This window comes from Streptomyces sp. NPDC059679 (assembly GCF_042734105.1).
Classification (GTDB): domain Bacteria; phylum Actinomycetota; class Actinomycetes; order Streptomycetales; family Streptomycetaceae; genus Streptomyces.
In genome coordinates this window covers 20,163-34,357 of sequence record NZ_JBHWES010000009.1, presented here as the reverse complement: position 1 = coordinate 34,357, position 14,195 = coordinate 20,163, and the positions used below count along the sequence as shown (strand labels likewise).

Below are 14,195 nucleotides of genomic sequence, written 5' to 3'. Positions count from 1 at the left end.
CTCCTTTCTTGAAGGCTGCACCGCTTTCCCCCACACAGCGGTTAAGGCCTTCCCGGAAATACCGTGAAGAACCGCGGACGACCGCATATGCCCGCGGCTACTACCGGACATCCGGACATCCAAACATCCGACGAAATCGCGCCGAAAGCGCGCGTCGGCATGCGCCACACCCCTGGCACCACACCCCCGGCAAAACCCGTCCCCACGGCTTCACCCACCGCTTGATCGACCCTCGATAGGAGAACCATGTCTTTTGGCCTGCTCGCCGGCGGCGCGGTCGCGGCGTTATTCGCAACGGGTATTTCCCCGCAGGGCGCGTCGGTCACCGATGTGCCGACCGAGAAGATCCAGGTCACCATCAACACCGTGAACGGATCGGGCTGCCCCAAAGGGACCGCCGCCGTCGCCGTCTCCAACGACAACACGGCCTTCACGGTGACCTACAGCGACTATCTCGCCCAGGTCGGCGCGGGTGCGGACCCGACCGACATCCGTAAGAACTGCCAGCTCAACCTGGGCGTCCACGTACCGCAGGGCTTCACGTACGCCATCGCCAGCGTCGACTACCGCGGCTACGCCTACCTGGAGAAGGGAGCGAAAGGCACCGAGAAGGCGAGTTATTACTTCCAGGGTTCGGCGGACACGACATCGCGGACCCATGACTTCAACGGTCCGTACAGCGACAACTGGCAGACCCGCGACTCCACCGATTACAGCGCCCTGGTCTGGGCGCCCTGCGGCGTGGAACGCAACTTCAACATCAACACCGAGTTGCGGGTGAACGCGGGTACCTCGCCGGCGGGCAGCACCAGCTTCATGGCCATGGACTCGACCGACGGCAGCAACAACACGATTTACCACATCGCCTGGAAGGAATGTCCTTCCGTCCGGTAAGGCGCGAAACTCCACCAGCCAGGGCGGCGTGGGAGCCTGCCCGGCTTTCCGTCGTCGTCCACAGACGATCGAATGGAGAATCATGCCCGGTGCAACGTTCAAAGGAGGCGTGGCCGCGGCTTTGTTCGCCACGGCACTCGTTTCCTCTCAGCCCGCGTCCGCGCAATCGCCGTTCGACAACCCGCCGCCCGACAAAATCGTGATCACGGTCGCGACGGTCAACGGTTCGGGCTGTCCGGCGGGCACCGCGGCGGTGGCCGTATCGCCCGACAACACGGCGTTCACGGTCACCTACAGCGACTATCTCGCCCAAGTGGGCAAGGGCGCCAAGCCGACCGACTTCAGAAAGAACTGCCAGCTCAACCTTGTCGTGCATGTGCCGCAGGGCTTCACGTACGCGATCGCCAGCGTGGACTACCGCGGCTATGCGCACCTGGAGAAGGGCGCGACCAGCGTCGAGAAGGCCTCGTACTACTTCCAGGGATCGTCGAATACGGCGGCGAAATCCCATGAGTTCACGGGCGTCTTCGACGACAACTGGCAGGCGACCGACGTCTCCGACATCGCCACCGTGGAATGGGCCCCCTGCGGTGCGCTGCGGAACTTCAACATCAACACCGAGCTGCGGGTCAACGCCGGTACCTCGGACACGACCAACACGACGAGCTTCATGACCATGGACTCGACGGACGGCAGCGTGAGCACCACGTACCACTTCGCGTGGAAGGAGTGCCCGCCGGCGTAGCCACCCCCCGCCGGACTCACACTCCTGGCGCCGTGCGCCTCGCCCCCACAGGGGCGCGGCGCACGGCGTTCACACGCCCGGTCCGCTCCAGGCCGGATGGCGCGGATCGTCCGCGCGGACCACCACATCCGCGGTCTCCGCGGGCCGCGCCTCCTCCTCGTAACGCGCGAAGGCGGGCAGCGTCCACTGTTCGTCCTCGTCCGTGCGGCGGGCGAGCGCGGCCGGGGACAGCCGCAGATGCACCGACAGGTCGAACGGGAACCAGCGCCCCAGCAGCAGCGTGCCATGGAGCAGCAGCACCCCGCCCGGCGGCAGTTCGACGTACGGGGAGCGGGTGGCCCGGTCGGCCACCGGATCCCACAGATCGGGGAGCACCCGCCCCGTGCCGCGCGGCGCGGGCTCCAGCGGGTCGAAGACCTCACGCCACAGGGCGCCCGTGTCCAGCCACATGTCGTAGTACGCATCGGCGTCCCGCCGCCCGTACTCGTAGCGCAGCGACGCCGCGCGCAGAAAGCCACCCGCCGCGACCACCAGCGCCGGCCGCCCCCGCACCCGCAGCGCCTCGGCCAGCCCCTCCGCCAGTTCCCCGGTACGCGCCGCCGGCGCCCCGTCGACCGCCACCCTCAGCCAGGGGCTGCCGTCCGCCGCCGTCAGATCCGCGACGCGGTCGGCGAGCGCGCCGGTCAGCCGTTCCCAGGAGATCGCTTCGAGCCGCACAGCCCCCATCATGCAGGTACGGCGGGGCGCTTCGCTGAGTCACGCCACTGGATGCGAGCGTAGGATCCGCTCATCCCTTCCGGAGGAGTCCCCGCCATGTCGTCCCAGATCGCACTGTTGCGCGGCATCAATGTCAGCGGCCACAACAAGTTCCCGATGGCCCGGCAGCGCGAGCTGATGCGGGACCTGGGGTTCGACGACGTCACCGTCCACCTCCAGACCGGCAACATCGTCTTCGCCGACCCCGGCACCCCGCCCGAGCGGACGGCCCGTACGATCGCCGACCGCATCACCGCCGACCTCGGACTGACGGTGCCAGTGGTCATACGCACCCGCGACGAGCTCGCCGCCATCGTCGAGGCGAACCCCTACCCCGAGGCCACGGCCGAGCCCAAGACGCTGCATGTGGTGTTCCTGTCGGCCGCCCCGGCCGACACGGCCCCGCTGGACGCCCTGGACCTGGCCTCGTACGCCCCGGAGGAGTTCCGCCTGGCCGGCCGGGAGATCTATCTGCGCACCCCGGACGGCTCCGGCCGCTCCAAGCTGGCGGCGAAGGTCACGCAGGCGCCGCTCGGCGTCACGATGACGGCCCGCAACTGGAACACGGTCACCAAGCTGCTGGCGCTGGCCGACGGCTGACCCGCCGCGAACCGGAGGCTCCGCGCTCAGCTCCAGCCGTACCGCTGCCTCAGCCGGGCCACGACCCGGTCGAAGCGCGGCCGGTCCAGGGCGCAGGCCTCGCGGCGCATGCCCTCGGGGTGCACCCGGAGCACCCGGTCGAGGTCCACCCACGAGTCGCGTCCGGCCCGGTCCCAGGGCCCGGCCCCGATGGCCACCCACTCGCGGTCGCCGTCGTGCCGCTTGCTCGAGAGCTGTACGGCGAGCAGGGTCCCGCCGCGCTCCCGGGCGACGACGAGCACCGGCCGGTCCTTGCCGCGGCCGTCCATCTCCTCGTACGGCACCCAGGTCCAGACGATCTCCCCGGGGTCCGGGTCGCCGTCCGGGTCCGGCGCGTACTGCGTGCGCACCCGGCCGACCTGGCGCGGTTGTGCCTCCACCGTGGCGGTGGGGCCGGTGCTGCCCGGCAGCGGGGCGGCGTCGCCGTGTTCGTTGAATGGCGTGATCACGGCCCACACGTTAGCCCGTCCGTGGTTCCGCGTGGCGTGTGAGGGTCCGCTCAGGTGGCAAGCCGACGTACTGATGCCTTTGTGACTTCTGATGCGGGAAGGGGCAGAAGGTGCCAGATGTTCTCGACCCGGTGGCGGACCTCGTCAAGCGGCGGAAGGACCCGGTCGTCGTACAGACGCTGCGTTCGACGGCCGCCGCGACCATCGCGTACGTCGTCGCCCTCAAGCTGAGCAGTGAACCGGCCCCGCTCACCGCACCGCTCACCGCCCTGCTGGTGGTGCAGGTCACCCTCTACGCCACCATCACCACCGGCGTCCGACGGGTGAACTCCGTGGTCGTCGGCGTGATCATCGCGATCGGGTTCAGCGCGCTGGTGGGCCTGACCTGGTGGAGTCTGGGGCTGATCATCCTGGTCGCGCTGACCGTCGGCCATTTCGTGCGGGTGAGCGAGTTCACCGTCGAGGTGGCGATCAGCGCCATGCTGGTCCTCGGCGTGACCCGGGTCGCGACCACGGCCTGGGACCGGATTCTGGAGACGCTCATCGGCGCCGGGGTGGGGCTGGCCTTCAACCTCTTGTTCGCCCCGCCGGTGTGGGTCGAGAGCGCGGGCGCATCCATCGAGGACCTGGCCCGCCGGATGCGCCGGCTGCTGCTGCACATCGGCGAGGAACTGGGTGGCCACACCCCCGTCGAACGCGCCGCCGCCCGGCTCCACGAGGCCCGCCGCCTCGACCAGGACATCGCCCAGGTGGACGCCGCCCTCCGGCAGGCGGAGGACAGCGTGCGGCTCAACCCCCGCGTCAAGGAGGGGCTGCTCTACCGCGTCGTGCTGCGCACCGGCCTGGACACCCTGGAGATCTGCATGGTCGTGCTGCGCGTCCTGGCCCGCACCCTGACCGACCTCGCCAAGAAGCGCATGGACGAACCCCTCTTCCCGCCCGATGTGGCGGCCGCCCTGGAAGACCTCTTCGTCCACCTCGCCTCGGCCGTCGAGAGCTTCGCGGTCCTGGTCACCACCCAGGTCAGCGCCAACGCCGAGGAGGCCGAGTCGCGGCTGGCCAACGAGCTCACCAAGGCCCATTCGAGCCGCGACGAGGCCGCCGAGGCCCTGCTCCAGCGCGTCCAGCAGCATCCGCGCCAGTGGCAGCTCCATGGGGCCCTGCTCGCCGAGATCGACCGGATCCTCGACGAGTTGGACATGGAGCAGCGCTCCATGCGTCTGATGGAAGAGCTCGACCGCAGCGCCCGCGAGCAGCGCGAGCGCTACCCCTTCCTGCGCAAGATCCAGCGCTGGATCCGCGGGGACCGCGCGGAGAACCAACGCACGGCCTGACTACATCCCCTTCGTCCCCGCCGCCGCAAATTCGGTGGCCACCCCGCTCGTCCGCGCACCACAGTGGTGGCACACCACTGAACGAGGGACGGGGGGTCCCAAGCATGTCGACGCTGCGTGTCACCGCTGAGCGGCTGACCATTCATGAGCATCCGAACGCCGACGCACTGGAACTGGCGCAAGTGGGTCTTTACCGGGCCGTGGTGGCCAAGGGGGCCTTCCGGTCGGGCGAGTTCGCCGTATATGTGCCGGAGCAGGCCGTACTGCCCGATGAGCTGATCGCCGAGCTGGGGCTGACGGGGAGGCTGGCGGGGGCCGCGCACAACCGGGTCAAGGCGATCCGGCTGCGCGGGGAGCTGTCACAGGGGCTGGTGTGCCGGCCGCAGGCGCTGGCGGAAGTGGATCTGGAGCGGGCGGCGCGGGAGGGCGAGGACTTCGCCGAGCGGCTCGGGATCGTCAAGTGGGTGCCGCCGGTGCCGATCGCGATGAGCGGACAGGTGGAGCCCGCGCCGGATCTGATGCCCTGGATCGACATCGAGAACCTCAAGCGCTACCCGGACGTGTTCGAGGACGGCGAGCCCGTCGCGGTCACCGAGAAGCTGCACGGTACGGCCTGCTGTCTGACGTACGTCGCGGATGGCGGGGAGGTGCGGGTGACGTCGAAGGGGCTGGGGGCGCAGCGGCTGGCGCTGGTGGAGGACGAGAAGAACCTGTACTGGCGGGCCGTACGCGGCCACGGCGTGCCCGCGGTGGCGGCCCGGGTGGCCGCCGAGCTGGGTGCGGCGCGGGTCGGGATCTTCGGCGAGGTGTACGGGGGCGGGGTGCAGGACCTCGAGTACGGGGCCGACAGCCGGCGCGGGGTGCCCGGGTACGCGGTGTTCGACATCGCGGTGGACGTCGACGGGCGGTCGCGCTGGCTGGATCCGGAGGAGCTGGCGAAGGTGCTGGACGGCGGGCTGCCGGTGGTGCCGACGCTGTACACCGGGCCGTACGACGCCGGGCGGGTGCTGGAGCTGGCCGAGGGGCGCGAGACCGTCTCCGGAAGCGGGGTGCACATCCGGGAGGGGGTGGTGGTCCGGGCGGTGAGCGAGCGGCACAGCTCCGTGCTCGGCGGACGGGCCATCGCCAAGGTGGTCAGTGGCGCGTATCTGACCCGCAAGGGCGGCACGGAGTACGAGTAAAGGGTTGGGGGTACGGGTGAGGGCCGAGGTCGACCGGGGCGCCGGGGCCTCGGCCTCCGCCCTGGCGTACGGGCGCTACGGCACGGCCCGCCTGATGGTGGTCCACCCATACGGAGCGGGCCCGGGGGCGTAGCCTGCCCCCGAGCCCCGTGATGCCGCCCAATTGCGCACGCCGACTCGGTTGAGAGCACAGGTCAGTCTCATGCCGTCGTGTTCTACCTTTGAACTACCGCGCATCGAAGCTGCACGGGCCGGACTTGAACCGGCATCCGACGACTGGGGCCCGGGCCCGGTCGATCCGGCGATCGGCGGCGAATGCTGAGTCTGGAGCGAGAGTCTGAGATTGATGCGGTCTGCCTCTGCCTGACTTGGGCTATCCCGGCCCGTGGGTGAGCGCCGGGAGGAGGATTTGAACCTCCACTGACAACCGCGCCGTCACGACAAGCTTCAGCTTCAGCTTGCGCTCCTCGCGCACCCCGCCCGCGCTCGGGCGGACGGGGAGTTCATCACGCTACCCGAAGAGGTAACCGAAGACCACGTCGCCGACGCGCTGGTCGACGGCCTCCGCGCCGTTCGCCTCCTCGCGGGCGAACTTGACCGCCTGCTGGAGCTTTTCCACGCGGTCCAGCAGCTCATTGACGCGGCGGGCGGGCAGGGCGCCGGAGAACTTGACGGTGGTCCAGTAGCCGACCGGGATGTCCTCGTAGTAGACCTCGACCTGGGCCGGATGCTTGTCCGTGGCCTCCGCCTTGACGTGGTTGCGGGGCACCTTCTTTGTGCGGACGGTGCGGACCGGGTCGGTCTTCCAGGAGTCCGTGGAGGGGTCCAGCGACCAGGACTCGGCGGCGTCGAGCACCGGGAGCTTGCGGACGAGGGCGTTGAGATCGGTCAACTGCTTCTCGAGGAAGAGGAGATAGGAGACCGGGACGTCACGCAGAAGGGTGCGGCCCTCGACCGTCACATCCGCCCTCGCCGTGCAGTTCGACCAGTCCTTGGTGGCGGTGACGTCGAAGAGCCGGGTGAGGATGGCCGCGGTGTCGCGGAGCACGTCCTCGGCCTTGACCTGCACCCGGGTCGACTCGGGCGGCAGCTGCTCGCCCTCCTCGTCCTTGGGCTGGTACGTACGGGATATACCGGCCAGCAGGGCCGGCTTCTGAAGACCGTGGTGGGCGGCCGTCAGGTCCTGCTGCGACTTGGACTTGACGCCCTTCTCCACGGCGATGATCTGATTGAGTTTCGCCACACCCGCACGTTAACAGGCGGGTGTGACAGCGATCGAACGATTTGTTCGACGGCCCGGGCAGCTCAGTAGAGGGGGTAACGGGAGCGCGGGAAGACCATGCCGTCGAACTCGTACATCTCGATCGACTGGTGGAACACGGAGGAGAAGTCGTCGGCGAGTTCAGCGATGGTGCCCCGGCCCTCGATCTGCGTCAGCCACATCGGGGGCAGTCGGAGGTCGCCGTAGTGGGCGCCGAGCAGATTGCCGCAGATGGAGCCCGTCGAATCGCTGTCACCCGAGTGGTTGACGGACAGCAGCATGGCCTTCTGGAAGGGGGTACGCCGCCACTTGGGGTCGTAGCCGGTCCCGCCGCCCTTGCTGTAGAGGGAGCGCCGCGGCGCCGTATGGGCCAGGGCGCAGTAGACCGCGATGGCCAGGGCCTCCTCGGCGACCCAGCCGCCGCCGAGCGATTCGGCCTTCTCCGGGGTGGGCTCGCCCTGCGCGGCCAAGTCGACGGCCTTGCGCAGCGCGGCGCTCGTCTCCTCGTGTCCCGGGTAGCGGCTGAGCAGTTCCAGGGTGCGGAGGACGGCGCCCTCCAGGGAATCGCCGTCGAGGATGAGGGCAATGATCGCGGCCAGGGCGCCGGCGGCGTAGTAGCCGGTTGGGTGGCCATGGGTGATCTGGGCGCAGCGGGCGGCGAATTCGAACGACTCGCGGGCGCCCGTGCCGATGAGGCCGAAGGGGGCGGAGCGCATCACCGTGCCGCAGCCCTTGGAGTTGGTGTTCACCGGGCCGGGGGTGCCGTCGAGGGGGTCGGAGGACGAGGGGATGTGCTCCTGGGTGAGGCCGGACAGGCAGGCGCCGCCGGGGGCGCGGCGGGCGTACAGCCACTGCTGCTCGCGCAGCCAGCCGGAGCGGACCAGGTCCTGGTCCTGCCGCGGGGGCGGCGGCGCGGGGTGGTTCTGGGTGTCGAGCCAGCGCAGATAGGAATGGCGCACGATGGCGATCTCGGCGCCGCCGATGCCCTTGGCCGTGGACCTGGCGCAGGCCCGTATCATCCCCTCGGCGGTGAACATGGTCATCTGGGTGTCGTCGGTGATCCGGCCGACGACGCCCTCCGAGTCCGGGACGAGAGCGGTGATCCCCTCCGGCCCGTAGGTCTCGCGGATCCTGTGAAGGGACAGGAACTCGATCGGGTTGCCCAGGGCGTCGCCAATCGCGCCCCCGAGGAAGCAGCCGCGAATACGGGCCCGCCTGGCGGCCGTCTCGTCCCATGACTCGCGGATCATCGCGCGGCTCCTCATCGCCCGGGGTGTCGCCCGAGGTCTGCGCTGATCGATGTGCTCAGGTGCTCAGATGCTCGGGTGCTCAGATGCTCAGGTGTTCGGGCCATGATCCCAGATGGCGGATCCGGTCGCGGATCCGGGATCGCGGGGGGAGTACGGCGTTAGATTCGTAGTGGTAGGTAGTGGGAGATGGTGCGCCATGCCGAGCCGACTGATCCGTACGGGCGACGAGCCGCTGCATGCGCGCAGCCCGCTGCGCATGCGGTGTGCGCTGGCCCTGTGGGGGCTGGCCTGGACCGTCGCGGGCACGGTGGCCTTCTGGCTGGTCCACCGGCCCGGCTGGGCGGCCGTCTGCGGGGTGCTGGCCGCCGTGACCCTCACCGATCTGGTCCTGGTCGTCCGGCACATCCGGCAGGGGCCGCACTACCAGCCCGGCCGGGATGTGCCGCCGTACGCGCCGGTGCGCGGCCCGTATCCGACGGGCCGGCGGGGGCCGAGGCTCAGTCGTTTTCGCCGAAGCGCGCGGCCTTGACGAAGTCCGGGCGCGGGTCGAGGGCCGCCGCCAGGCGGAAGTGGCGGGTGGCCTCGGCGGGGCGGTTGGCTCGCTGCAGGGTGCGGCCGAGGGCGAAGTGTGCGAACGCGTTGTCCGGTTCGCGCTCCAGGACGAGCTGGAACTCCAGCTCCGCCGCTCGCAGCTGCGCCGCGCCGAAGAAGGCGCGCGCCCGCAGCAGCCGGGCCGCGGTGTTCTCGGGGTGGGCGGTGATGACCGAGTCGAGCAGCTTCACCGCGCCGCGCGGGTCGCGGGCTGCCAGCAGCTGCTCGGCGGCACGGTAGTCGATGACATGGGTCTCGGGCGTGGGCTCGGGCACAACCGTTTCCTTCCCGGAACGCGCTGACGATCACCGTCGGCGCGCGCTGGTCGTCGGACGAGTCGTCGTACGAGTTGTCGTCGGTACGGGCAGTCGTCGGCACGGGTGATCGTTGGTACGCGCTACACAACAATGGCGCCATACGGCGCATTCCCGCCAGAGCCCGGGCGCGACCGCACCGCGGTGTCGGTCAGCCCTCGATCAGCCCTCGGTCCGCGCGCCGCCCGCCGCGCGCTCGACCAGATCCGCCCAGACCTTTCTGACCTGCGGCTCCAGCGCCTCCAGCGGACCGTCGTTGTCGATCACCACATCGGCCACGGCCAGCCGCTCGTCGCGCGTCGCCTGGGCCGCCATCCGGGCCCGCGCCTCGTCCTCCGTCATACCGCGCAGCCGCACCAGCCGGTCGAGCTGGGTCCCGGGCGCCGCGTCGACGACCATCACCATGTCGTACAGGGGTGCCAGACCGTTCTCGGCGAGGAGAGGGACGTCGTGGACGACGATGGCGTCCGGCCCGGCGGCCGCCTCCAGCTCGGCGGAGCGGGCGCGGACCAGGGGGTGCACGATCGCGTTCAGCGCGCGCAGCCGCTCCGGGTCACTGAAGACGATGCCGCCGAGCTTCGGGCGGTCCAGGGCGCCGTCGGGAGTGAGGAGGCCGGGCCCGAACTCGGCGACCACGGCCGCCAGTCCGGGCGTCCCCGGTTCGACCACCTCGCGGGCGATCCGATCGGAGTCGATCAGCACCGCTCCGTACGAGGACAGCATGCGCGACACTTCGCTCTTGCCCGCGCCGATTCCGCCCGTGAGTCCCAGCCTCAGCATGGGGTCAGCCTATGCGGTCCATACCGAGCGCGGTCCAGGCCCTGCACGGGCCATTCCGGGGCCCGGTCCAGGCCGTACGCGGGGCCCGGACGCAGGGCCGTACGCGGTCTAGGCCGTCCCATCGCCCTCCCGCTCGGCCAGGAAGCGCTCGAACTCGGCCCCCAGCTCATCCGCGGAGGGCAGCTCGACCGGCTCGGCGACCAGGCTGCCCCGGCTCTCCGCCCCGGCCACCGCGTCGTACTGGTGCTCAAGGCCGCGGACCAGCGCGACAAGGTCCTCGTCCCCTTCCGAGATCTGCCGCTCGATCTCCTCCTGGGTCTTCAGCGCCTCGTTGCGCAGCGCATGGGCCGCGCCGGGCAGCACCAGGCCGGTGGCCGCCGTGATCGCCTCCAGCGCGGTCAGCGCCGCGTCGGGGTAGGCGGAGCGGGCCAGGTAGTGCGGGACGTGGGCGGCGACGCCGAGCACATCGAGGCCGGCCTCGGCGAGCCGGTACTCGATGAGGGATTCGGCGCTGCCGGGCACCTGCGCCTCGTCGAAGTAGCCCCGGTGACCGGGCATCAGGTCGGTGCGGTTGCCGTGGGGGGTGATGCCGACGGGACGGGTGTGCGGCACGCCCATGGGGATGCCATGGAAGTTCACCGACAGCCGCACCCCCAGCCGCTCGATCAGCTGGCGCACGGCCACCGCGAACCGCTCCCACTCCACATCCGGCTCGGGCCCGGAGAGCATCAGGAAGGGGGCCGCGGTCGCGTCACGCATCAGGTGCAGCTCGATCGCGGGGGTCTCGTAGTCGGTCCAGCGATCGCGCTTGAAGGTGAGCAGGGGGCGGCGCGCCCGGTAGTCGACGAGCCGGTCGTGGTCGAAGCGGGCGACGACCTGGTGCGGCAGGCCGTCGAGCAGCCGCTGCACGATCTGGTCGCCGGTCTCGCCGGCGTCGATGTAGCCGTCGAAGTGGTAGAGCAGCACCAGCCCGGCCGAGTCCCGGGAGGTTATCGCGTCGACTTCCGCGAGTCCGCTCGGCTCCCATGCGTACAAATCCTGCGGATCTAGCACTGTGACCGCTCCTCCTTGTGTTCCGTTTCTGGAACGTCGGGCGGCGGCGCGGCATTCCCGGCCTCCACCCTCGACTTCGCGCCATCCGCACAACCGACTGGATCAAGACAGTACGCGGCGGCGCTCAGCGATGGCGGCATTGGGGGCGAAGGAGGCAGCACCATGCCGCGCAGGCATCGGCGCAGTTGGGGAAGTCACCCGCGAAATAGGCATGATCGCTGGCCCGTTGAGGACAGTGGGGGGTCGGGGCCGCGCCGGGCGACGCGACGGCGGTGCCGCCCGACACCCTTTCATGCGCCATGCACACTTCTCGCCGCGGGTCGAATACCGGTCACAGGGCGTCATGAAGGGGTTGACGCGCCCAGGTGACACCCCTAGCTTCGCGACCCGTCAGAGGTTCACGTTGTCGTCTCATGTTCAGCCACAAGAACATTTACGCGTCACGAAGGTGCCACCCCTGACCACGGCAGGAAGGCGGAACCCCCCATGCACTCCCGCACCCCCACCCGCACGCGTGCTCTCGTCGCCGCGCCCGCCGCCGGGATCCTCGCCATGGGCGGGCTGGTCGCCGCCGGGACGGCCGCGGAGGACGGCCATGAGCACTCCGTCCGGCCGATCCCCGTCTCCGACGCGGCCCAGCTCAAGGACGCGCTCGCGGCGGCCAGCCCCGGCGACACCATCGAGCTCGCCGACGGCACCTACCGCGGCGGCTTCGTGATCACCGCCTCCGGGACTTCCGACTCCCGGATCACGCTCACCGGCTCCCCGAAGGCGGTGCTCACGGCGGGCGACGGCTACGGGTTCGGGCTGCACCTCGACGGCGCCTCGTACTGGACGGTCCGCGGCATCACGGTCACCGGCGGCCGTCAGGGCATCATGATCGAGAGGGCGGAGAGCGTCACGGTCGACTCCGTGACGGTACAGGGCGGCGCCTAGCCATCCCATGGGCCATCCATCCATGGGCCGTTTACGGACCTGGACGCGCACCCCGACGCCGGGGCATGCGTAAGGCCCGCTCTCCAGGAGAGCGGGCCTTACGTCGGTCAGCGACCGTTCAGCCGGTCAGCCGAGCTCAGCTCTGGCCGCCGGCCAGCTTCTCGCGGAGCGCGGCCAGCGCCTCGTCCGACGCCAGGGCGCCGGAGTTGTCGGCCGACTCCGAGGAGTACGAACCGCCGGACGCCTGGCCACCCTGCGCCGGGGCAGCGCCGCCCGCCTCGGCAGCGGCCTGCTCGTCCGCCTCGCGCGACTTGATGACCTGCGCCTGGTGCTGCTCGAAGCGCTGCTGCGCCTCGGCATACTGGGTCTCCCAGGCCTCGCGCTGGGTCTCGAAGCCCTCGAGCCAGTCGTTGGTCTCGGGGTCGAAGCCCTCGGGGTAGATGTAGTTGCCCTGGTCGTCGTAGGACGCGGCCATGCCGTACAGGGTCGGGTCGAACTCGACCACGGACGGGTCGGCACCGAAGGCCTCGTTGGCCTGCTTCAGCGAGAGGCTGATGCGACGGCGCTCGAGGTCGATGTCGATGACCTTGACGAAGATCTCGTCGTTGACCTGGACGACCTGCTCCGGGATCTCCACGTGGCGCTCGGCCAGCTCGGAGATGTGGACCAGACCCTCGATGCCCTCGTCCACGCGGACGAACGCACCGAACGGCACCAGCTTGGTGACCTTACCCGGGACGACCTGGCCGATCTGGTGGGTCCGGGCGAACTGCTGCCACGGGTCTTCCTGGGTCGCCTTGAGCGACAGGGACACGCGCTCGCGGTCCATGTCGACGTCCAGGACCTCGACCGTGACCTCCTGGCCGACCTCGACGACCTCGGACGGGTGGTCGATGTGCTTCCAGGACAGCTCGGAGACGTGGACCAGACCGTCGACGCCACCCAGGTCCACGAAGGCACCGAAGTTGACGATGGAGGAGACGACGCCGGAGCGCACCTGGCCCTTCTGGAGGGTGGTGAGGAAGGTCTGGCGGACCTCGCTCTGGGTCTGCTCCAGCCAGGCACGGCGGGACAGGACCACGTTGTTGCGGTTCTTGTCCAGCTCGATGATCTTGGCCTCGAGCTCCTTGCCGACGTAGGGCTGAAGGTCGCGGACGCGGCGCATCTCCACCAGGGAGGCGGGGAGGAAGCCACGGAGGCCGATGTCGAGGATGAGACCACCCTTGACGACCTCGATGACGGTACCGGTGACGATGCCGTCCTCTTCCTTGATCTTCTCGATCGTGCCCCAGGCACGCTCGTACTGAGCGCGCTTCTTGGACAGGATGAGGCGGCCTTCCTTGTCCTCCTTCTGGAGGACAAGGGCCTCGATCTCGTCGCCGACCGCCACGACCTCGTTCGGGTCGACGTCGTGCTTGATCGAAAGCTCGCGAGAAGGGATGACGCCTTCGGTCTTGTAACCGATGTCGAGCAGGACCTCGTCCCGGTCGACCTTCACGATGACGCCGTCGACGATGTCGCCGTCGTTGAAGTACTTGATCGTCTCGTCGATCGCGGCGAGGAAGGCTTCCTCGGAACCGATGTCGTTTACCGCCACCTGCGGGGTGGTGCGGGTTGCCTCGGTGCTGCTCGTCATGTGGGAAAGGGCTCCGGTTACGGACATGAAGTCGTAGGTACTGCTACGCCGGGACCCGTTATCGCACTGCAGAAGCCGGACAGCCTCGGAGGCGTTGATCTCTTCCCGAGGGATCGAAAAGCGCCTCGGTGACCGAGGGACATACAACAGATGCGAGCGCGGCCTGCTCCGTCTGAGGCGCGCAGGCCCGCAGCGCAACTTGTAGCATACGGGGGCAGCCGGGCATGGTCAATGCACGAAGAGCACACGCGGGACATTTCGCCCCAAGCCCGGCAAGTCGCACGGTCCGTGCTGCGACGCGGAGTCCAGCCGTTCCCCACAGCCACAGGTCGATACAGAGAGTACGACGACGCGCCCGATGGTCCAAGAACACATG

General features: G+C 69.7%; 15 protein-coding genes. 7 read left to right on the top strand and 8 right to left on the bottom strand.

The annotated features are described in order from the left end of the window. The first annotated feature begins 246 nt into the window (after window positions 1-246). Window positions 247-894, top strand: coding sequence for a DUF4360 domain-containing protein (locus ACFV2X_RS13000; RefSeq protein ID WP_385615155.1), 648 nt, complete (start codon window positions 247-249; stop codon window positions 892-894). Window positions 895-976: 82 nt separating this feature from the next. Further along, window positions 977-1,639, top strand: a complete 663-nt coding sequence (locus ACFV2X_RS12995; protein WP_385615153.1) for a DUF4360 domain-containing protein — start codon at window positions 977-979, stop codon at window positions 1,637-1,639. A 69-nt stretch (window positions 1,640-1,708) separates the two neighbouring features. On the opposite strand, the gene ACFV2X_RS12990 is transcribed toward ACFV2X_RS12995, so the two are convergent. Continuing rightward, window positions 1,709-2,356: a uridine kinase gene (locus ACFV2X_RS12990; protein ID WP_385615150.1), complete on the bottom strand. Its 648-nt coding sequence runs from the start codon at window positions 2,354-2,356 to the stop codon at window positions 1,709-1,711. Window positions 2,357-2,452: 96 nt separating this feature from the next. On the opposite strand from ACFV2X_RS12990, the gene ACFV2X_RS12985 reads away from it, so the two are divergent. Beyond that, the gene (locus ACFV2X_RS12985; protein ID WP_385615148.1) at window positions 2,453-2,995 is read left to right on the top strand and encodes a DUF1697 domain-containing protein; all 543 of its coding nucleotides are present in this window, start codon (window positions 2,453-2,455) and stop codon (window positions 2,993-2,995) included. Between the two features lie 26 nt (window positions 2,996-3,021). Here ACFV2X_RS12985 and ACFV2X_RS12980 read toward each other — a convergent pair whose 3' ends face one another. Further along, window positions 3,022-3,492: a type II toxin-antitoxin system PemK/MazF family toxin gene (locus tag ACFV2X_RS12980; RefSeq protein ID WP_014180575.1), complete on the bottom strand. Its 471-nt coding sequence runs from the start codon at window positions 3,490-3,492 to the stop codon at window positions 3,022-3,024. 101 nt (window positions 3,493-3,593) lie between these two features. Between ACFV2X_RS12980 and ACFV2X_RS12975 the strand changes: the two genes are divergently transcribed. Together ACFV2X_RS12975 and ACFV2X_RS12970 are read left to right on the top strand one after the other, a co-directional pair. Beyond that, window positions 3,594-4,817 (top strand): aromatic acid exporter family protein, encoded by a 1,224-nt coding sequence (locus tag ACFV2X_RS12975; protein WP_385615145.1) that lies wholly within the window; start codon window positions 3,594-3,596, stop codon window positions 4,815-4,817. A 104-nt stretch (window positions 4,818-4,921) separates the two neighbouring features. Continuing rightward, complete coding sequence (locus tag ACFV2X_RS12970) at window positions 4,922-5,998, top strand: RNA ligase (ATP) (protein WP_385615143.1); 1,077 nt, start codon at window positions 4,922-4,924, stop codon at window positions 5,996-5,998. Window positions 5,999-6,509: 511 nt separating this feature from the next. Here ACFV2X_RS12970 and ACFV2X_RS12965 read toward each other — a convergent pair. After that, a complete protein-coding gene (locus ACFV2X_RS12965; protein WP_385615140.1) occupies window positions 6,510-7,241 on the bottom strand; it encodes a hypothetical protein in 732 nt (243 codons plus the stop codon). 62 nt (window positions 7,242-7,303) lie between these two features. Beyond that, entirely contained in the window at window positions 7,304-8,509 is a 1,206-nt protein-coding gene (locus tag ACFV2X_RS12960) for an ADP-ribosylglycohydrolase family protein (RefSeq protein WP_385615137.1), read from the bottom strand. Between the two features lie 196 nt (window positions 8,510-8,705). Between ACFV2X_RS12960 and ACFV2X_RS12955 the strand changes: the two genes are divergently transcribed. Beyond that, window positions 8,706-9,038, top strand: a complete 333-nt coding sequence (locus tag ACFV2X_RS12955; protein WP_385615134.1) for a DUF6343 family protein — start codon at window positions 8,706-8,708, stop codon at window positions 9,036-9,038. Here ACFV2X_RS12955 and ACFV2X_RS12950 read toward each other — a convergent pair. From ACFV2X_RS12950 to ACFV2X_RS12940, 3 genes are all read right to left on the bottom strand, one after another. Then, on the bottom strand, window positions 9,007-9,375 hold the full coding sequence (locus ACFV2X_RS12950) for a tetratricopeptide repeat protein (RefSeq protein WP_385615132.1): 369 nt from the start codon (window positions 9,373-9,375) through the stop codon (window positions 9,007-9,009). The two genes, ACFV2X_RS12955 and ACFV2X_RS12950, sit on opposite strands and share 32 nt — an antisense overlap. Window positions 9,376-9,576: 201 nt before the next feature. Then, window positions 9,577-10,194 (bottom strand): dephospho-CoA kinase, encoded by a 618-nt coding sequence (coaE, locus tag ACFV2X_RS12945; RefSeq protein WP_385615130.1) that lies wholly within the window; start codon window positions 10,192-10,194, stop codon window positions 9,577-9,579. A gap of 108 nt (window positions 10,195-10,302) precedes the next feature. Then, window positions 10,303-11,247 (bottom strand): PAC2 family protein, encoded by a 945-nt coding sequence (locus tag ACFV2X_RS12940; RefSeq protein ID WP_385615127.1) that lies wholly within the window; start codon window positions 11,245-11,247, stop codon window positions 10,303-10,305. A gap of 486 nt (window positions 11,248-11,733) precedes the next feature. On the opposite strand from ACFV2X_RS12940, the gene ACFV2X_RS12935 reads away from it, so the two are divergent. Further along, complete coding sequence (locus ACFV2X_RS12935) at window positions 11,734-12,183, top strand: hypothetical protein (protein WP_385615125.1); 450 nt, start codon at window positions 11,734-11,736, stop codon at window positions 12,181-12,183. Window positions 12,184-12,319: 136 nt separating this feature from the next. Here ACFV2X_RS12935 and rpsA read toward each other — a convergent pair whose 3' ends face one another. Beyond that, window positions 12,320-13,819, bottom strand: coding sequence for a 30S ribosomal protein S1 (gene rpsA, locus ACFV2X_RS12930; protein WP_385615123.1), 1,500 nt, complete (start codon window positions 13,817-13,819; stop codon window positions 12,320-12,322). Window positions 13,820-14,195: the final 376 nt, after the last annotated feature.